Genomic DNA, 20,084 nt, shown 5'->3' with positions numbered 1-20,084 from the left:
CCCCGCAGGCGCGGGGATCAACCGTTTTGGGTGCCACCCCTAAAGTTCTGCAACTGCCGTTCCCCGCAGGCGCGGGGATCAACCGCGACATTTTACGGTCGACCTGACGGCACGGGGCCGTTCCCCGCAGGCGCGGGGATCAACCGCTCGATGTTCTTCAGCTTATCCGGCCACTTGACCGTTCCCCGCAGGCGCGGGGATCAACCGGCATCCTTGATCTGCGTCATCTGCTTCTGGGCCCGTTCCCCGCAGGCGCGGGGATCAACCGCAGCAGCTCCCCTCGATCCTCATCTCTAACCTCCGTTCCCCGCAGGCGCGGGGATCAACCGCTTCCTCCGGCTCATCAATCTGGTTCTGATGGCCGTTCCCCGCAGGCGCGGGGATCAACCGACCACCTCTCGCCGCAGACTGATGTCGGGCTCCCGTTCCCCGCAGGCGCGGGGATCAACCGGTTTTCTCCACGCTGCAGCACTGGCTCGGCGACCGTTCCCCGCAGGCGCGGGGATCAACCGCGAAATCCGCCGGGTTGGCAGTGTGGCCTTGTCCGTTCCCCGCAGGCGCGGGGATCAACCGACCACTGGCGAGGGTGATCTTGGCGGATTAATCCGTTCCCCGCAGGCGCGGGGATCAACCGCCATCCAGCCGCTGCCGACCGGCGGCTTCCTGCCGTTCCCCGCAGGCGCGGGGATCAACCGGCCATGCAGGCCATTAGCCAGTTGACGTGGTCCCGTTCCCCGCAGGCGCGGGGATCAACCGGATGAATTGATGCCGACCAATGGCATGACCATCCGTTCCCCGCAGGCGCGGGGATCAACCGCGCTCTTCCAGCGTGGAGCCGTTGACGACGCGCCGTTCCCCGCAGGCGCGGGGATCAACCGCCGACAAGTACGCCAATGAGCAGCGACCAAGCCCGTTCCCCGCAGGCGCGGGGATCAACCGGCGCCAGGTGGGTAGCCAGATGTGTTGCCAGACCGTTCCCCGCAGGCGCGGGGATCAACCGGAATATGCCGGGCTGGTGCTGACCGGCCAGTTCCGTTCCCCGCAGGCGCGGGGATCAACCGGCCGGCACACGATCACAGACGGCGACATCTACCCGTTCCCCGCAGGCGCGGGGATCAACCGCATTGGATGATGAGACCAACAGCGATCAGGAACCGTTCCCCGCAGGCGCGGGGATCAACCGACGTAGAGCAGCCGGCGGCGCCGGCGCTCGGTCCGTTCCCCGCAGGCGCGGGGATCAACCGAGCACGAACGCGGCTACGCCATCCACCTGGTGCCGTTCCCCGCAGGCGCGGGGATCAACCGAATCCGACCGTGGCGCTGTCTGAGCTGGTGCGCCGTTCCCCGCAGGCGCGGGGATCAACCGTCGGGGCAAAGTAGCCCATGTTAATGCGAGGACCGTTCCCCGCAGGCGCGGGGATCAACCGAACCCGCCCGGCGGATGGCCGAGATCGCCAGACCGTTCCCCGCAGGCGCGGGGATCAACCGTAATACCCCTGGCCATCACACAGCCTCCCTTACCGTTCCCCGCAGGCGCGGGGATCAACCGGACGGCGAGACGCAGATATGGCCCGGCAAGACCCGTTCCCCGCAGGCGCGGGGATCAACCGGCTATGGCTCCGAGCCGCTGGTAACTGCCGGCCCGTTCCCCGCAGGCGCGGGGATCAACCGGTAGCCCTGCACCTGCGGCAGCATCTGCTGCACCGTTCTTCGCAGGCGCGGGGATCAACCGCTAAAGCCATGACGCTGCTGTGCGAGCTGGGCCCGTTCCCCGCAGGCGCGGGGATCAACCGCATGATGACTGTGGAAGAGGCCATCGCCATGGCCGTTCCCCGCAGGCGCGGGGATCAACCGCATTCGGGGCAGTCCTCGTGCGGGCGCAGCGTCCGTTCCCCGCAGGCGCGGGGATCAACCGCCGAGTTCGGCCCGTTCGTCCAGTACCGCGACCCGTTCCCCGCAGGCGCGGGGATCAACCGCTGTACTGCTCGAACGCTATAGGCCCGCCGAACCGTTCCCCGCAGGCGCGGGGATCAACCGGTAGCCATCGCGCTATCGAAGTGCGGCGACAGCCCGTTCCCCGCAGGCGCGGGGATCAACCGCTCACCGCGAGCGCTTCCGGGCCGCCGGCCACCCGTTCCCCGCAGGCGCGGGGATCAACCGCAGGCATGGCGCGGTTATCCTGTAGACAAGAACCGTTCCCCGCAGGCGCGGGGATCAACCGGTTTGACAGTTGCGGCGTTGAAGGGGCTTTGACCGTTCCCCGCAGGCGCGGGGATCAACCGTTTTCAGGCTCCGGTGACTCGAACTTTCGTCGCCGTTCCCCGCAGGCGCGGGGATCAACCGCCGGTAACAATATCGGCTCGGCTCTTTTCGGCCCGTTCCCCGCAGGCGCGGGGATCAACCGGCCAGCGCGACCTGCCGCAGTTCGCCAGCACCCCGTTCCCCGCAGGCGCGGGGATCAACCAGCGCTCGGCGGGTCTGTTCAGCTCGCGATAGACCGTTCCCCGCAGGCGCGGGGATCAACCGCCGAGAAGGCCAGCGCAGAATGACTGAAGTGGCCGTTCCCCGCAGGCGCGGGGATCAACCGTCCTCTGGCCGGATCGCGAGAGTCACAGGCGTCCGTTCCCCGCAGGCGCGGGGATCAACCGATCGCAATCGCGACAGTCCATATCACCTATGGCCGTTCCCCGCAGGCGCGGGGATCAACCGGCCTTGAGCGCCTGCAGCAGCTCACCGCTGAACCGTTCCCCGCAGGCGCGGGGATCAACCGCTGAGCGGTATCGATAGGGAGGCTTCATTGGCCCGTTCCCCGCAGGCGCGGGGATCAACCGCGCCCGACGGCGGCGATTATCGTCGAAGAGTCCCGTTCCCCGCAGGCGCGGGGATCAACCGTATGCGAGTGTGCGCGGGTCAGCCGGCCTCGACCGTTCCCCGCAGGCGCGGGGATCAACCGTCCGCGCTGGACGTGCCGTAGAGCGTCTTGACCCGTTCCCCGCAGGCGCGGGGATCAACCGTCGAGCAGCGCGGCCGCATCGGCGGCGTCCTCCCGTTCCCCGCAGGCGCGGGGATCAACCGCCGTCCATCAATCGACTGCTGAAATCGTCGAACCGTTCCCCGCAGGCGCGGGGATCAACCGTCAGGATTCGCAACACCCTGCTCGATTCGTTGCCGTTCCCCGCAGGCGCGGGGATCAACCGGACGAGATGATTGTCCCGTCGCGAAGCGGCATCCGTTCCCCGCAGGCGCGGGGATCAACCCACGAATATCTCGACACGATCTATCGCGAGTTCCCGTTCCCCGCAGGCGCGGGGATCAACCGCTCATGCCCGCGCTCGGTATGACGGTTACCGCCCGTTCCCCGCAGGCGCGGGGATCAACCGGGAATCAATCGCATCAGGACGGCCGTCAGCCACCGTTCCCCGCAGGCGCGGGGATCAACCGCACTGCCGATGAATGTCGGCGATCATCGCGTGCCGTTCCCCGCAGGCGCGGGGATCAACCGGCCTACTTCACCGGCATGTCCCAGCAGTTCGACCGTTCCCCGCAGGTGCGGGGATCAACCGGCGATAGGTGGGTAGCCAGATGTGTTGCCAGACCGTTCCCCGCAGGTGCGGGGATCAACCGCGCGTTTCCGTGATCGCCAGCCGATCCGCATCCCGTTCCCCGCAGGTGCGGGGATCAACCGGGGCTCGGCTTTACGGCGGGCGCTGGAACAGCCCCTTCCCCGCAGGTGCGGGGATCAACCGCACCCATCGACCAACTTCGCGCCGTTCACCAACCGTTCCCCGCAGGCGCGGGGATCAACCGTCGCCTTCGTAGATGCGGTACTCCTCCATCGACCGTTCCCCGCAGGCGCGGGGGGCAACCTGCTTCATTGATTCGCTGCCGTCGCGGCGGCATAAAAAAACACCCGGCGCTCTCGGCGCCGGGTGTCGGTTTGGATCGTAGCGAGAAGGGCTTACACGTCGAAGCGGTCGTGCATCATCACCTTGTGCCACGCCTTGGCGAAGTCCTTGACCAGCTTCTCGTGGCCACCTTTCTGGGCGTAGAACTCGGCTAGCTGACGCAGTTGGGCGTTGGCGCCGAAGATCAGATCGCAGCGGGTCGCCTTGAACTTCGTCTCGCCGGTGTGGCGGTCGTCGAGGGTGAACGTCAGCCCTTCGGCGTCGACCTTGTTCCACGCGAAGTCCGGTGAGGTCAGGTTGACGAAGAAGTCGTTGGTCAGCACGCCCGGGCGGTCGGTGAACACGCCGTGCTCCCGGTAGGCGCCCTTGGCGTTGACGTCGAGCACCCGCAGGCCGCCGACCAGTGCGGTCCACTCCGGCGCGGAGAGGCCGAGCAAGGCCGCGCGGTCGAGGAAGATCTGCTCCGGCGAGACGTTGTAGCGGATGTCGTCGCGATGGAAGTTGCGGAAGCCATCGGAGACCGGCTCGAGCCAGCGGAAGGTCTGCTCGTCGGTCTGCTCGGCGGTGGCGTCGTTGCGCCCCGGGGTGAACGGCACCTCGAGGGTGATGCCGGCATCCTGGGCCGCTTTCTCCACCGCGGCACAGCCACCGAGCACGATCAGGTCGGCCAGCGAAACCTTCCTGTTGCCGCTCTGGGCGCCGTCGAAGTCACGCTTGATGCCTTCCAGCACGCCGAGCACGTGGGCCAGGTCGTCGGGGTTGTTGACCGGCCAATCCTTCATCGGTGCCAGGCGGATACGCGCGCCGTCGGCGCCGCCGCGCTTGTCGGAGGTGCGGAAGGTGGAGGCGGCGCCCCAGGCGACCGCGGCGAGCTGGGAGACGCTGACGTCGGCACCCAGAATCTTGGCCTTGAGCTCGGCGATGTCACGGCTATCGACCAGCTCGAAGTCGACCGCGGGGATCGGGTCCTGCCAGATCAGATCTTCCTGCGGCACCTCCGGGCCCAGATAGCGCGCCTTGGGGCCCATGTCGCGGTGGGTCAGCTTGTACCAGGCGCGGGCGAAGGCGTCGGTGAAGTAGTCGAAGTCGTCGAGGAATTTCTCGCAGATCTTGCGATAGGCCGGGTCGACCTTGAGCGCGATGTCGGAGGTCATCATCATCAGCGGATGATCGACGCCTTCGAGGTGGGCGTCCGGCGTACGCGGGGCGTTCTTGTCCACCGGGGTCCACTGCAGGGCGCCGGCGGGGCTGCGGGTCTGCTCCCACTCGAACTTGAACAGGTTCTCGAGGTAGCTGTTGTCCCACTGGGTCGGGTTCTGGGTCCACGAGCCCTCGATCCCGTTGGTCATGGTGTCTTCGGCGTTACCCTTGCCGCGCGGGTTGTGCCAGCCCAGGCCCTGGGATTCCATCGGCGCGCCTTCCGGGGCGAAGCCGATCTGGTCCGGCGGGGTCATGCCGTGGGACTTGCCGAAGGCGTGGCCACCGGCGATCAGCGCCACGGTCTCTTCGTCGTTCATCGCCATGCGGCCGAAGGTGATGCGGATATCGGCGGCGGAGTCCTCGGGGATGCCCTTCTTGGCCGAGCCTTCCGGGTCGACGTAGATCAGGTTGGAGTTGGAGGCGGCCAGCGGCGCTTCGAGATCGTAGTCGTCGTCACCCGCTTCACCGGTCCAGCGCAGGTCGCGGTTGACCATCTGATCCGGGTGGCCTTCGAACGGGCCGCGCGGGGCGTCCTCGATCTTCTTGCCGTACCACGCCTCCGGCCCCCAGTAGGTCAGGTTGTCCGGCTCCCAGGCGTCGATGCGCCCACCGGCGAAGCCGTAGGTGGGAAAGCCCATCACTTCCAGCGAGCAGTTGCCGGTGAGCACGATCAGGTCGGCCCAGGAGAGCGCGGCGCCGTACTTCTGCTTGATCGGCCATAGCAGACGCCGCGACTTGTCGATATTGCCGTTGTCCCACCAGCTGTTGATCGGGGCGAAGCGCTGCATCGCTTCGCCGGCGCCGCCGCGGCCGTCGGCGATACGGTAGGTACCGGCGGAGTGCCACGCCATGCGAATCATCTGCGGGCCGTAGTTGCCGTAGTCCGACGGCCACCAGTCCACCGAGGAGGTGAGCAGCGCCTTGATGTCCTGCTTGACCGCGGCCAGGTCGAGCTCGCTGAAGGCCTTGGCGTAATCGAAGTCAGGGTCTTCGGGGTTGGCCTGGGGCGCGTTCTGATGCAGCAGCTCGACCTTGAGGCGATTGGGCCACCACTGATCGGTGGTGGGTTCGGAGCCGGCGACGCCGCCCACGGTATCGCCAGCGAAAGGGCACTTGCCGCCGATCTTGATCTCTTCACTCATGCTGTCCGTCCTTAAACGCTACTGTGTCGACTTCCGATATCTTTCCGGCACCGCGATGACGACGCGGCGAGACGATATCGCAATGCGTCGGAGCGGCACTGCGCCCGGCCGCTCGTGTCTCGGCGTCGTCGCCGAATCTTCAGCATAGGTAAACTTCGGGGTCGGCGTGTGACGCTGACGATAGTTTCTGCCTACCACTTGATTTGGCTGACGCTATGAAGCCGTCGGCTCAAGTTAGCCGGGGTCACGCTTTGAGCCAGCCGTAGAGCAGGCGATAGAAGGTCTCTTCACTCAGGGTGTCGTATTGGGAGAGATCGCGTCGCTGGCCGTACTGCAGGTCGGAGTAGCGGTAAGCGCCTTCGGCTTCGACTACCTCCTTGATGTCATCCTCGTCGGTGGAGGCATAGAGCAGTACACGATGGCCGGAGAGATACTGCTCCTCGGGTTTCAGGTGCAGCTTGCACGCCCCCATGCAGATGGTTTGTTCATGCAGGGTGAGTTGATAGGTCTCCTCGAAGCGGGTCAGGGTCTGGGTCGTCTCCGCGTAGTGGATCTCGACCCCCCTCGAGGGCGAGTGATTCGATCCACTCGGCAATACACTGCTGCAGCGCTTCCAGGCGCAGGCGTAGATCCTCGAGCCCCTGCTCGAATTCGAGGCGCCGCTGCTGGCTTTCGACGACTGCCTGCTGAATCCCGGTTCTCAACTGCTCGATATCGGCCATGGCTGGATTTCCGTGGAGTGAGTGACCCCAGGGGTCCGGGCAGACAGGACCCCACAACAAGAAGCCGCCCAGGTCAGGCGGCTTCTCGGTATTACCCCGTTCACGCTCGGCGTGACCGTCAGGCAGCAGCGGGCTGGCGATTATCCGGCGAGCGCTGCATTGCGGTCAGCGCGCGTTCCAGGTCCAGTGCCTTGCATTTGAAGGCGCTGCAGTTGGCGCAGCAGACGTTGGCGCCCTCTTCTGCCTTGATCGGCAGGTGAAACTGTTGATGACCGCAGATGGAGCAGGTGAGGTCCAGTGTGACCGTGATCATGTCCTGCCACTCCGATGTTCGGCGCGGGCCATCTGCAGCGACAGCGAACGTGCCAGGTTGAGGGTGTGCAGCAGGTAGTTGGGGGTTGCGATCTCCTGCTGGTGCCCATAGGTATCGATGAAGTCACCGCACTCGATGCAGGTGATTTCGTCCCAGGCCTGATGACATTCGGAAGAAGCGGTTTGCGTATTTCCGCAGCGGGTGCATGAAATCTGGTGTTCCATGGTCAGCCCTCCTTGGCGTCGATGTCCGGTCTTCCTGACCGGTGATGAGTGGTGGCAATCCTTGCCGTCGCCCCCGGTGTCCTTACCGGGTTGGCCACCTGGGGTGGCCGCTGCGACAGGTGCAGAATGGCACAGCGTTTCTTGCTGTACAAGACTTGTACCAGTGTCGAAAGGTCGTAGCACTTATCCTGGGTTAACATTACCCTGCTAACCGCTTGAATTGCTTGAACTATTCTTCGGGGCCGAATTGAAAAATCAACGCTTTCAGATGGTTGCGTTCTGCAACCTGGGGCGCTGAGCGGATTGTTAATAAACTGTACAAAAGCTGATTCCGGCGCCTGACCGACGTCCGCCGGGTGACGATGAGAGGTCTCGGCGGCGCGCTCGAACAGCGGCCGACTTGCGCGCAAAGCGGTCAGCGTGGCCCGGTTGCGGCTATGCTTGGCGTGTCATTCTTGACGTGTCATTCACTGGAGCCTGTCGATTCCATGAGTTCATTGAGCCAGCACAAGGCGTTCATTCTGCTGCTGACGGCGGTCTCCATCGCTTTCGTATGGCTGCTGCTGCCGTTCTATGGGGCGATCCTGTGGGCGGTCATCCTGGCGATCCTGTTCCAGCCGATGCACCGGCGGCTGAACGTGCGACTGGGGCAGCGGCCCAACACGGCGGCCTTTCTCAGCGTGCTCGCCTGCGTGTTCATCGTCATCATTCCCATGTCGCTGATCTTCTTCTCGCTGTTGCGCGAGGGGGCGAGTCTCTACCAGCGGCTCGACCAGGGCGATATCGATTTCAACGCCTACATCGCCCAGTTCCGCGACTCGCTGCCGCCTTACGTGCAGAGCTGGATGGGCGATGCCGGTATCGGCAGCTTCGCCGATCTGAGCCAGCGGCTGGCGTCGGCACTCGAGCAGGGCAGCCAGTTGATCGCCCAGCACCTGCTGAGCGTCGGCCAGAACACCCTGCAGTTTCTGATCAGCTCGGGGATCATGCTCTACCTGCTGTTCTTCCTGTTCCGTGACGGCCGTAAGCTGGGCCAGCAGATCCGTGCCACGGCGCCACTCAGCGACGCCTATACTTCGCGCCTGATCGAGAAGTTCACCGCGGTGGTGCGGGCCACGGTCAAGGGCAATGTGATCATTGCCATGGTGCAGGGGGCGATCGGTGGGGTGGCGTTCTGGCTGCTGGGAATCGAGGCGGCGCTTTTATGGGGCGTGCTGATGGCGTTTCTGTCGCTGCTGCCGGCCATTGGCTCGGCGATCATCTGGGTACCGGTGGCGGCCTATCTGCTGCTGAGCGGCGACTACGCCAGGGGGTCGATCCTGGTCTTCGTCGGCGTGGTGGTGATCGGGCTGGTGGATAACCTGCTGCGGCCGCCACTGGTGGGCAAGGAGACCAAGCTGCCTGACTATGTGGTGCTGATCTCTACCGTCGGTGGCATGACGCTGCTGGGGATCAACGGCTTCGTGCTGGGGCCGCTGATCGCGGCGCTGTTCATGGTGTCTTGGTCGCTGTTTCGCTCCGAGAAAGAGGACGAGGCGCGGCCGCTCTCCGGTGGCGGTGGCATCACCCACGATTCTCGCCAGCACCAGCCAGCGCACGCCGCGCAACAGACGCAACAGGGCCATCGGGAGAGCTAGTGGCGTCGAGACCGCTGGAGCGTCGGTGGCTTCAAACGCGGGACGATGCCCGGCCCGCCGGGCAGACAAGTGGGGACAAGGATGTCGTTACACCAAGGAAAGGCGCGGCCGGTGCCTCGGCTGCTGGCCGGTGGGTTGATGCTGACACTCATGCTGCTGGCGGGGTGTGCCAACTATGCCGGCATTTCGCCGCAGACGACGCTGACGCCGATCAGCCGGCTGAGCGCGCAGCAGGTGCTGGGTGATACGCCGATATCGCCCGCGGCGTGGCCGGAGCGGGCGTGGTGGCGCGCGCTCGATGATCCCGAGCTGGATGCGCTGATCGACGAGGCGTTGGCGGATTCGCCGGATATCGATGCGGCACGCGCGCGGCTGCGCTCGGCCAATGCGGCGATCGCCAGTGCCCGCGCCAGTGGCCTGCCGAGCGTCGATGGCTCGGCCCAGGTGTCGCGCGCACGGGTCTCGGAGGTGCAGGACCCGCGTGGGCAGGGCAACTTCTACTCCACCACCCGCAAGCTGATGCTCTCGTTCGACTACGACCTCGACCTATGGGGCGGCAAGCGGGCCGCCTGGCGTGCGGCGCTGGGCGAGGCCCGGGCGCAGGAGATCGAGTTCCATGCCGCGGCGCTGACGCTCTCGGTCAACGTGGCGCGGGCCTATGTCAGCCTGGCCCACGCCTTCGAGCTGCGCGATATCGCCAATCGCCAGCTCGACCGCGCCCAGCGGATCGACGCGATCAATCGCGAGCTGCAGCAGGCCGGCCTCGACAACCAGCTGCAGAGCCTGCAGTCCCAGGTTACGGTCGCCAATGCGCGGCAGACGCTGGAGGCCGCTGAGCAGTCGATCCGCAGCCAGCGTATCTCGCTGGCCACGCTCCTGGGCAAGGGGCCGGATCGCGGCCAGTCGATCCCGCGGCCGCGGGATCTGGCGCCGGCGATCGCTGCGCTGCCGAGTGTCATCCCCGCCGAGCTGATCGGGCACCGCCCCGACGTGGTGGCGGCGCGCTGGCGGGTGGAGGCCGCCTCCCAGCGTATCAAGCAGGCCAAGGCGAAGTTCTATCCCAATCTCGACCTAACCGCGATGGCCGGCTTTCAGTCGCCGCTGGGGGATTACTTCTTCAGCGAGGCAGCGAAATCGGCCAGCGTGACGCCGGCGATCTCACTGCCGATCTTCGAAGGCGGGCGGCTTCGCGCCAATCTGGAAAGCAGCGATGCCGAGTACGATCTCGCCGTGTCGCGCTACAACGCGACGCTGGTCGAGGCGCTGGGAGAGGTGGTCGACGATATCACCACGCTCGACTCGGTGGCTCTCCAGCGCCAACGCCAACAGCAGGCGGTGGCCAGTGCTCGAGATGCCTATGCGCTGGCCGACGAGCGCTACCGGGCTGGGTTGGCCAACTATCTCGACGTGCTCAGCAGCGAACAGCAATTACTCAGTGCCGAGCAGAGCCTGGCGCAGCTCACCAGCCAGCGTCTCGACCGCTCGGTGCAATTGGTCCAGGCCCTGGGAGGCGGGCTGGCGCTGGATGCGGCGGTACCCCACGCACCCGGCGGCTTTCCGCAAGCGCCGGATCCGGCGGCGATGGCTAGCATGCAGCCGTGATTCGCCGATGCTTGCGCCGCCGCGGCAACATCGGCGCTATGGCCGTGCCAGCGATATCCGTGGCGGCCGCTCGCTAACTCAGATCGGGGCAGGCGCCGTGGCTTTCACTGGCCGCGCGGCTGGGCGGGGTCTTGAGACGCGCCAGCATGTCGCGCAGCGGGGCCGGGCGGGCATAGAGGTAGCCTTGCAGGTAGCGCACACCATGCCCGCCTAGATAGTCGGCCTGGGCCTCTGTCTCGACGCCCTCGGCGATCAGCGTCAGCGTCAGGCGCTTGGCCAGGTCGATGATATTGTCGAGCAGGTGTCGAGAGAGGATGTCTTCGTCCGCCATGGCGACGTAGCTGCGGTCCACCTTGAGATAGTCGACACGGAAATGACGCAGATAGTCGAGCCCGACGCTGCCGGTGCCGAAGTCATCCAGCGCGATCAGAATCCCCATCTCGCGCAACCGCTCGAACAGCCGGAAGGTGTGTGGCGTGGCCCGGAACGGCTCGCGTTCGGTCAGCTCCAGCACCAGCGTGATCCGCCCCGGCGGAAAGGTATCGAGAAAACGCTGGCAATCGTCGAGCAGCCGCCAGTCGTGGCAGTGCGCGGCGGAGAGATTAAAGCCAATGTGAAAGCCGTGAGGCAGCTCGGCCAGGCGAGATGTCAGCTCGTTGGCGACTCGGTGCATCAGTGCCTGGGTCAGCGGCACGATCATTCCGCTGCTCTCCGCCAGTGGGATGAACTGGTCCGGCGGGATGATGCCCTCCCCAGGGTGGCGCCAGCGCACCAGTACCTCGGCACCGTTCCAGCGGTCGGTGTCGGCATCCACGAACGGCTGATAATAGGGCACGAACTCGCCATCGCGCAGGGCTCGCTCCAACTCCTCCGCCGGCGAGCGGCGTTTGAGCATCAGCCAGAACATCAGCGCGCCACACAGGATCAACAGACCCAGGATGGGCAGGAAGTAACCCTCCAGGGTGTGCCACAGGCTGCCCGGGGCCAGCGTTGCGCGCAGCCGGAACGGATATTGACTGGAGACGCGCTCGGCACTGGTACCGTTGGCATCCCAAGGCACCGGGGACACGGTGCCGTCGGAGGAGAGCTGATAGTCGCCGATCTGGAGTTTCAGCGTCAGGTCGCGCTCCGCCAGCTGCAGAACATTGATCACATACTGGCTGTCGATGCCGGCCAGCACGCTGCCGCCCGGGGTCGGCAGGCGGAACACGAGTACCGCTCGCTGTGGCGTGACCTGATTGCCTGCCATCAAGCGCAGACGTCCGGCACTGTAGTTCTGGCTCCGCTCAGGATATCGCCCGGTGCCCTGCAGAGAGGTGCAGTAGATCTGGCCGTCGCTCACGAGATTGAGCGAGCGCACGAACGGTGTGGCCATGCTCTGCTGGCGCAGCGCGAACACTGCCGACTTGCACGGGGCGCTGACCAGATAACGCACCCGATGGGTAGCGGCCTCGGCATAGTCGAAGATCGACTCCACCTTGCGTAGGGCGAAGTCGAAACTCTCTTGGGTCTGCCAGTTCAGCTCGCGCTCCGCCTGCCACAGCATCAGCGGCACGCCCACCAGCGCCGGCGCGAGCGCGGCGAGTAGCGGCAATGTGAACTGCCGGGCTAGCTTGGCGAAGCGGAGACGATAGAGAACGTGAGGCATGACGGCGGGTTGTTGTCATTTCGCCATCAATAGCACGTTGCTCCGCTCGGGGCCAGGCGAGTGAAAATCCACAGCTGGCACCCGCGTTTACGCTTGTCCCCGTGGCCCCGCCTGATTATGATAGGCGCCGCCTGGCCGGTGTAGCTCAGTCGGCAGAGCAACGCATTCGTAATGCGTAGGTCGGTGGTTCGAATCCACTCACCGGCACCAAAAAGACTCGTGGAAGCATGGGTTCAGGCATTGAGAAAAGTCACCTTAGGGTGGCTTTTTTCGTTTGGTGTCAACCAAGCCTCAACGCTTGTACGTTACGCCGACTTTGGCATCCCGTCGCACAGCCTCTGGCGAGTCACACGCTCAGCTATACTCTCGTGCTCAGATTGGAGTGGAGGCTAGTGCTCACGATCCCCTCAAGGCTTGGATCTATCAAGATCGATGGTGCTGATACCACCACTGGCGGTTCAACAGCGTGTAGGCGGACCAATACATATTCAGTGCATCTACCTGTCCAAGCGCCTCACGGATGCGGCGCCTCAGGCGTTTGCCGATCTCTTTTCGTTACTCGATCGCGGCGCGATGAAACCGTCCTGCTTCTCTGGTCTCTATATGGCAATGCTTGCACAGGCCACCCGGGTGGCGTATGCGCCCCGTCGTGCCGCCATGTTTTGGTCCGCTTCCTATCAGTAGAGGATGGAGGCAGTTTTTTTGCGCGTAGCCCTTGCCAAGGCCGAGGGAGATCCGTAAAGTACGCATCCGCTGACGCCGAGACAGGTTCTCGGAGGCAGCAGGAAAGCTAGCTAAGCTGTTGAAAAGATTGAAAAAATCGATTGACACTTAGCCTCGGGGGCAGCAGAATACGCCCCTCGCTTTTCCAGGATCGGTTCTCAGGCAGCAACGTGAACCGGGCAAGAATCGACAAGAAAGACGTTGACATCTTCGCCAAGATCCTTAAAATACGCCTCTCCTTACGGCGACCCAGAAAGCAAGCGCTGACAAGCACTTGAGTGACTTTCGGGTCACGGCAGAAGGCTCGGCACTCTACGTGAGACGAGACTTCAAGTAAGGACGCTCTTTAACAATCGATCAGGTAATTGATGTGGGCGCTTGTCTTGCGTGACGCCAGTCACAGCATATCAAGGCAAGCGACTCGTCTAAGATTCGTTTGACCTTGAACCAAGTTTGGTCCGCTTCGCTTCTTCTGTCTTCGGGCAGAGAAGAGGTAAGGACTATCAGACTTTTAACTGAAGAGTTTGATCATGGCTCAGATTGAACGCTGGCGGCAGGCCTAACACATGCAAGTCGAGCGGCAGCACGGGGAGCTTGCTCCCTGGTGGCGAGCGGCGGACGGGTGAGTAATGCATAGGAATCTGCCCGGTAGTGGGGGATAACCTGGGGAAACCCAGGCTAATACCGCATACGTCCTACGGGAGAAAGCAGGGGCTCTTCGGACCTTGCGCTATCGGATGAGCCTATGTCGGATTAGCTGGTTGGTGAGGTAATGGCTCACCAAGGCGACGATCCGTAGCTGGTCTGAGAGGATGATCAGCCACACTGGGACTGAGACACGGCCCAGACTCCTACGGGAGGCAGCAGTGGGGAATATTGGACAATGGGCGCAAGCCTGATCCAGCCATGCCGCGTGTGTGAAGAAGGCCCTCGGGTTGTAAAGCACTTTCAGCGAGGAAGAAGGCTTGGCGGCTAATACCCGTCAAGAAGGACATCACTCGCAGAAGAAGCACCGGCTAACTCCGTGCCAGCAGCCGCGGTAATACGGAGGGTGCGAGCGTTAATCGGAATTACTGGGCGTAAAGCGCGCGTAGGTGGTTTGGCACGCCGGTTGTGAAAGCCCCGGGCTCAACCTGGGAACGGCATCCGGAACGGCCAGACTAGAGTGCAGGAGAGGAAGGTAGAATTCCCGGTGTAGCGGTGAAATGCGTAGAGATCGGGAGGAATACCAGTGGCGAAGGCGGCCTTCTGGCCTGACACTGACACTGAGGTGCGAAAGCGTGGGTAGCAAACAGGATTAGATACCCTGGTAGTCCACGCCGTAAACGATGTCGACTAGCCGTTGGGACCTTTAAGGACTTAGTGGCGCAGTTAACGCGATAAGTCGACCGCCTGGGGAGTACGGCCGCAAGGTTAAAACTCAAATGAATTGACGGGGGCCCGCACAAGCGGTGGAGCATGTGGTTTAATTCGATGCAACGCGAAGAACCTTACCTACCCTTGACATCCAGAGAACTTGGCAGAGATGCCTTGGTGCCTTCGGGAACTCTGAGACAGGTGCTGCATGGCTGTCGTCAGCTCGTGTTGTGAAATGTTGGGTTAAGTCCCGTAACGAGCGCAACCCTTGTCCTTATTTGCCAGCACGTAATGGTGGGAACTCTAAGGAGACTGCCGGTGACAAACCGGAGGAAGGTGGGGACGACGTCAAGTCATCATGGCCCTTACGGGTAGGGCTACACACGTGCTACAATGGCCGGTACAAAGGGTTGCGAGACCGCGAGGTGGAGCGAATCCCAGAAAGCCGGCCTCAGTCCGGATCGGAGTCTGCAACTCGACTCCGTGAAGTCGGAATCGCTAGTAATCGTGAATCAGAATGTCACGGTGAATACGTTCCCGGGCCTTGTACACACCGCCCGTCACACCATGGGAGTGGACTGCACCAGAAGTGGTTAGCTTAACCTTCGGGGGAGCGATCACCACGGTGTGGTTCATGACTGGGGTGAAGTCGTAACAAGGTAGCCGTAGGGGAACCTGCGGCTGGATCACCTCCTTAAACGATTAGCGGATCGCGAGATAAGCGCTCACAATCAATTACCTGATCGACCAAGAGCAATGACTGTTTGGGTCACGGACCCAGTGGTAAAGCCGGGTCTGTAGCTCAGTTGGTTAGAGCGCACCCCTGATAAGGGTGAGGTCGGCAGTTCGAGTCTGCCCAGACCCACCAAATTCGATTGATGCATCGTTGAAGAAACACTCGTGTAGCAGGCTACACGTCGCGCTTCTTCGCCTCGCCTGAATCGAATTTAAACAGGTTCAAGGGTTACCCTTAAATCTGTACTTGTCATGGGGCCATAGCTCAGCTGGGAGAGCGCCTGCCTTGCACGCAGGAGGTCAGCGGTTCGATCCCGCTTGGCTCCACCACTGTTTTCGGAAAGTGCTGAAGAAGCTCAGCTGGGAGAGCACCTGCCTTGCACGTCAGGTGGTCAGACCGGGGTCGCGCACGACTTCGATCCCGCTTGGCTCCACCAAATCGTTCCCCGTTGGCTCGCGCCACACAGTCACCGAGTTCTAAGCCATCCGCTTCGTCGCGAACCGCGACCGAGTCGATCGCTTAGAGCTTCTGCTCTAAACGCTCTTTAACAATGTGGATCATGCTGACAGTTCTTCACCATTCGTAGTTGGAATGGCGAAGAGCGAAAAGTGATACGTCTCAAGCGTATCCGGCAATTGTCGTTGTGATCGCGCGACCAGACTCCTTCGGGTTATATGGTCAAGCGATTAAGCGCACACGGTGGATGCCTTGGCAGCCAGAGGCGATGAAGGACGTTGTAGCCTGCGAAAAGGCTCGGTGAGGTGGCAAACAACCTGTGACCCGGGCATGTCCGAATGGGGAAACCCACCCAGCATAAGCTGGGTATCCCACACTGAATCCATAGGTGTTGGGAAGCGAACCGGGGGAACTGAAACATCTAAGTACCCCGAGGAAAAGAAATCAACCGAGATTCCCCCAGTAGCGGCGAGCGAACGGGGAGTAGCCCTTAAGCAGGTGACTGGTTAGACGAACGGTCTGGAAAGTCCGGCCATAGCGGGTGATAGCCCCGTAGTCGAAAACCTGATCCTGTGAAATCGAGTAGGTCGGGGCACGTGAAACCTTGACTGAACATGGGGGGACCATCCTCCAAGGCTAAATACTCCTGGCTGACCGATAGTGAACCAGTACCGTGAGGGAAAGGCGAAAAGAACCCCGGAGAGGGGAGTGAAATAGATCCTGAAACCGTGTGCGTACAAGCAGTGGGAGCAGACTCGTTCTGTGACCGCGTACCTTTTGTATAATGGGTCAGCGACTTATATTCAGTGGCGAGCTTAACCGTATAGGGGAGGCGTAGAGAAATCGAGTCTTAACTGGGCGACCAGTCGCTGGATATAGACCCGAAACCGGGCGATCTATCCATGGCCAGGGTGAAGGTCAGGTAACACTGACTGGAGGCCCGAACCGGGATCTGTTGAAAAAGATTCGGATGAGCTGTGGATCGGAGTGAAAGGCTAATCAAGCTCGGAGATAGCTGGTTCTCCTCGAAAGCTATTTAGGTAGCGCCTCACGTATTACCGCCGGGGGTAGAGCACTGTTTCGGCTAGGGGCCCATCCCGGGTTACCAACCCGAGGCAAACTCCGAATACCGGTGAGTAGAGCGTGGGAGACACACGGCGGGTGCTAACGTCCGTCGTGAAAAGGGAAACAACCCAGACCGTCAGCTAAGGCCCCCAAATTCTGGTTAAGTGGGAAACGATGTGGGAAGGCATAGACAGCTAGGAGGTTGGCTTAGAAGCAGCCATCCTTTAAAGAAAGCGTAATAGCTCACTAGTCGAGTCGGCCTGCGCGGAAGATGTAACGGGGCTCAAACCAGATGCCGAAGCTACGGGTTCATCCTCAGGATGAGCGGTAGAGGAGCGTCGTGTAAGCCTGCGAAGGTGTGTTGAGAAGCATGCTGGAGGTATCACGAGTGCGAATGCTGACATGAGTAACGACAAGGGGAGTGAAAACCTCCCCCGCCGGAAGACCAAGGGTTTCTGTTCTACGTCAATCGGAGCAGAGTGAGTCGGCCCCTAAGGCGAGGCTGAAAAGCGTAGTCGATGGGAAACGGGTCAATATTCCCGTACCGGATGTGGTTGCGATGGGGGGACGAAGAAGGCTAGGTGAGCCAGGCGTTGGTTGTCCTGGTGAAAGTCAGTAGGCTGAGAGCTTAGGCAAATCCGGGCTCTCAAGGCCGAGAGACGAGACGAACGGACTACGGTCCGGAAGTCATCGATGCCACGCTTCCAGGAAAAGCCTCTAAGCTTCAGATCACATGCGACCGTACCCCAAACCGACACAGGTGGTCAGGGTGAGAATCCCAAGGCGCTTGAGAGAACTCGGGTGAAGGAACTAGGCAAAATGGCACCGTAACTTCGGGAGAAGGTGCGCCGGCGTAGCGTGAAGAGACTCGCTCTCCTAGCGCGAACCGGTCGAAGATACCAGGTGGCTGCAACTGTTTATTAAAAACACAGCACTCTGCTAACGCGTAAGCGGACGTATAGGGTGTGACGCCTGCCCGGTGCCGGAAGGTTAATTGATGGTGTTAGCGCAAGCGAAGCTCCTGATCGAAGCCCCGGTAAACGGCGGCCGTAACTATAACGGTCCTAAGGTAGCGAAATTCCTTGTCGGGTAAGTTCCGACCTGCACGAATGGCGTAATGATGGCCACGCTGTCTCCACCCGAGACTCAGTGAAATTGAAATCGCAGTGAAGATGCTGTGTACCCGCGGCTAGACGGAAAGACCCCGTGAACCTTTACTATAGCTTCACACTGGACGCTGATGTTGCTTGTGTAGGATAGCTGGGAGGCTTGGAAACCGTGACGCCAGTTGCGGTGGAGCCAACCTTGAAATACCAGCCTGGCATCATTGGCGTTCTAACTTCGCACCGTGATCCGGTGTAAGGACAGTGTGTGGTGGGTAGTTTGACTGGGGCGGTCTCCTCCGAAAGAGTAACGGAGGAGCACGAAGGTACCCTCAGCACGGTTGGAAATCGTGCATTGAGTGCAAGAGCATAAGGGTGCTTAACTGCGAGACAGACACGTCGAGCAGGTACGAAAGTAGGTTCTAGTGATCCGGTGGTTCTGTATGGAAGGGCCATCGCTCAACGGATAAAAGGTACTCCGGGGATAACAGGCTGATACCGCCCAAGAGTTCACATCGACGGCGGTGTTTGGCACCTCGATGTCGGCTCATCACATCCTGGGGCTGAAGTCGGTCCCAAGGGTATGGCTGTTCGCCATTTAAAGTGGTACGCGAGCTGGGTTTAGAACGTCGTGAGACAGTTCGGTCCCTATCTGCCGTGGGCGTTGGAGATTTGAGAAGCGCTGCTCCTAGTACGAGAGGACCGGAGTGGACGCACCTCTGGTGTTCCGGTTGTCACGCCAGTGGCACTGCCGGGTAGCTATGTGCGGACGGGATAACCGCTGAAGGCATCTAAGCGGGAAGCCCCCTTCAAGATGAGATCTCCCTGAGACTTCGAGTCTCCTAAAGGGTCCAGCAAGACGAGCTGGTTGATAGGCACGGTGTGGAAGCGCTGCAAGGCGTTGAGCTAACGTGTACTAATGCCCCGTGAGGCTTGACCATATAACCCCAAGGGGTCTGGATACTCCAGACAGGGGTCGCGCGATCACATCGCGACAATGGCCGGATAGGCAAGAGACGTATCATCAGCATGATCCAGATTGGTCGATGTGAAGCTGGCGCGTGAAAGCGTGTCACAGGTTCATGTCGACGTCAGTTTTGCCTGACGACCATAGCGAGTGGGAACCACCTGATTCCATGCCGAACTCAGAAGTGAAACCGCTTAGCGCCGATGGTAGTGTGGGGTCTCCCCATGTGAGAGTAGGTCATCGTCAGGCACCTATACCGAACCCCAGTCTCGACAGAGGCTGGGGTTCACTCGTTTCTGGGTGTTGATATCTTCAGCACCTATCTCCCTTCGCCTGTCTCAGGCGCTTTGACTTATCCCCACCTCCTTTGGTGTTTTAGAGCTCGACCGCCTGTGGGTAGTTGCCGTTCTCCGCCACGCGACTCAGGCATACTGCCCTTAACTTACCCCCATCCCCTTTGTTGAGCGCCGGCGATGAGCGGTCGTAATACGCCATGTGGTCGCCATTGATTGATTGGCATCCTTGGCCCAATAAGTATCCCACTGTCGCACTCAGGCGGGGCAGGGCTCCTCTATGGCCTGCAGACGTGCGACCAGCTTTTCTACCTGCCCGAGCGCCTCTCGGATGGAACGTTGCAGACGTTCGCCACCCTCTTCCTGGTACTCGATGGCGATCTCGTGGAACCGTTCGATCCCGATCAATTCCAGGGCGGTGCGTACGCTGGCTTCCAGATGGTTCATGTGCGCCATCGTCCCGCCGGCCCCCAACCCGTGCCCGCCGCGGGAAGAGAGAATCACTGCCTGGCGCGGTCGGTCATTGAGCAGCGGGAGCACCGGGTGTTCCAGGTTGCTGGGGTCGAAACCGATCGTGCGGCCCAGGCGGACGATCTGGTCGATCCATGCCTTGAACGGTGCCGGGTAGCTGTAGTTGTAGAGTGGTATCCCCAGTACCAGCACGTCGGCGTCGATCACTTCGTCCACCAGGCGGTCGCTCTCGGCGAGCGTCTGGTGCATCGCCAGCGTACGGCTCTCCTGCGGGGTAAAGGCTGCCGCGATCCAGGCTTCATCGAGATAGCTCGGCGGCTGGGCGCCCAGGTCGCGGCGGGTCACCGGGTCGCCGGGCCGGGCCGCCTTCCACTGTTCGATGAAGTGATGCGTCAAGCGGCGGCTCAAGGAGCCATGCACGTGGGTGTCGGCGCGGCCCGGCCGCGGGCTGGCATCGAGATGGAGCAGCTGAGTCATGGTGTTCTCCGTAGATGAGGGGCAGGTTCGTTCGGCCCAGCCAG

Annotated in this window: 8 protein-coding genes, 3 tRNA genes, 3 rRNA genes and 1 CRISPR repeat array (1 of these 15 cut by a window edge); of the genes, 8 read left to right on the top strand and 6 right to left on the bottom strand. The window is 62.1% G+C overall.

The features are described 5' to 3' along the window. Positions 1-3,868: direct repeats of the CRISPR family, unit length 29 nt; unit sequence CCGTTCCCCGCAGGCGCGGGGATCAACCG; it reaches 2,264 nt to the left of the window's first position. Between the two features lie 90 nt (positions 3,869-3,958). From katG to QO259_RS15930, 4 genes are all read right to left on the bottom strand, one after another. After that, positions 3,959-6,247, bottom strand: a complete 2,289-nt coding sequence (gene katG / locus QO259_RS15945; RefSeq protein ID WP_285950692.1) for a catalase/peroxidase HPI — start codon at positions 6,245-6,247, stop codon at positions 3,959-3,961. Between the two features lie 244 nt (positions 6,248-6,491). After that, on the bottom strand, positions 6,492-6,842 hold the full coding sequence (locus QO259_RS15940; protein WP_285950691.1) for a hypothetical protein: 351 nt from the start codon (positions 6,840-6,842) through the stop codon (positions 6,492-6,494). 245 nt (positions 6,843-7,087) lie between these two features. Beyond that, positions 7,088-7,282 carry a hypothetical protein gene (locus tag QO259_RS15935; RefSeq protein WP_035475037.1) on the bottom strand — a complete coding sequence of 65 codons (195 nt, stop codon included), beginning with the start codon at positions 7,280-7,282 and terminating at the stop codon, positions 7,088-7,090. After that, entirely contained in the window at positions 7,279-7,506 is a 228-nt protein-coding gene (locus QO259_RS15930; RefSeq protein ID WP_207033980.1) for a hypothetical protein, read from the bottom strand. The genes QO259_RS15935 and QO259_RS15930 overlap by 4 nt, the downstream gene beginning before the upstream one ends. Positions 7,507-7,994: 488 nt before the next feature. On the opposite strand from QO259_RS15930, the gene QO259_RS15925 reads away from it, so the two are divergent. Together QO259_RS15925 and QO259_RS15920 are read left to right on the top strand one after the other, a co-directional pair. After that, complete coding sequence (locus QO259_RS15925; RefSeq protein ID WP_285950690.1) at positions 7,995-9,143, top strand: AI-2E family transporter; 1,149 nt, start codon at positions 7,995-7,997, stop codon at positions 9,141-9,143. 111 nt (positions 9,144-9,254) lie between these two features. Continuing rightward, on the top strand, positions 9,255-10,745 hold the full coding sequence (locus QO259_RS15920; RefSeq protein WP_285950689.1) for an efflux transporter outer membrane subunit: 1,491 nt from the start codon (positions 9,255-9,257) through the stop codon (positions 10,743-10,745). Positions 10,746-10,818: 73 nt separating this feature from the next. Here the strand turns inward: QO259_RS15920 and QO259_RS15915 are convergent, their stop codons facing one another. Continuing rightward, positions 10,819-12,393: an EAL domain-containing protein gene (locus tag QO259_RS15915; protein ID WP_285950688.1), complete on the bottom strand. Its 1,575-nt coding sequence runs from the start codon at positions 12,391-12,393 to the stop codon at positions 10,819-10,821. 134 nt (positions 12,394-12,527) lie between these two features. On the opposite strand from QO259_RS15915, the gene QO259_RS15910 reads away from it, so the two are divergent. The 6 genes from QO259_RS15910 to rrf all read left to right on the top strand — a co-directional run bounded on the left by QO259_RS15910 (position 12,528) and on the right by rrf (position 19,048). Continuing rightward, positions 12,528-12,603, top strand: a tRNA-Thr gene (locus QO259_RS15910). A 1,025-nt stretch (positions 12,604-13,628) separates the two neighbouring features. Next, positions 13,629-15,169 (top strand): 16S ribosomal RNA (locus QO259_RS15905). 94 nt (positions 15,170-15,263) lie between these two features. Continuing rightward, positions 15,264-15,340, top strand: a tRNA-Ile gene (locus QO259_RS15900). A gap of 121 nt (positions 15,341-15,461) precedes the next feature. Further along, a tRNA-Ala gene (locus tag QO259_RS15895) sits at positions 15,462-15,537 on the top strand. 347 nt (positions 15,538-15,884) lie between these two features. After that, positions 15,885-18,773, top strand: a 23S ribosomal RNA gene (locus QO259_RS15890). Between the two features lie 159 nt (positions 18,774-18,932). After that, a 5S ribosomal RNA gene (gene rrf, locus QO259_RS15885) occupies positions 18,933-19,048 on the top strand. Together the 16S, 23S and 5S rRNA genes with 2 tRNA genes alongside form the textbook arrangement of a ribosomal RNA operon. A gap of 302 nt (positions 19,049-19,350) precedes the next feature. On the opposite strand, the gene QO259_RS15880 is transcribed toward rrf, so the two are convergent. Further along, on the bottom strand, positions 19,351-20,040 hold the full coding sequence (locus tag QO259_RS15880) for an FMN-dependent NADH-azoreductase (protein ID WP_285950687.1): 690 nt from the start codon (positions 20,038-20,040) through the stop codon (positions 19,351-19,353). Positions 20,041-20,084 lie beyond the last annotated feature (44 nt).

The sequence above is a fragment of the Salinicola sp. JS01 genome (genome assembly GCF_030284585.1).
Taxonomy (GTDB): domain Bacteria; phylum Pseudomonadota; class Gammaproteobacteria; order Pseudomonadales; family Halomonadaceae; genus Salinicola.
Note: the sequence above shows the minus strand (reverse complement) of the source record. Positions and strands in the feature narration are given on the sequence as shown.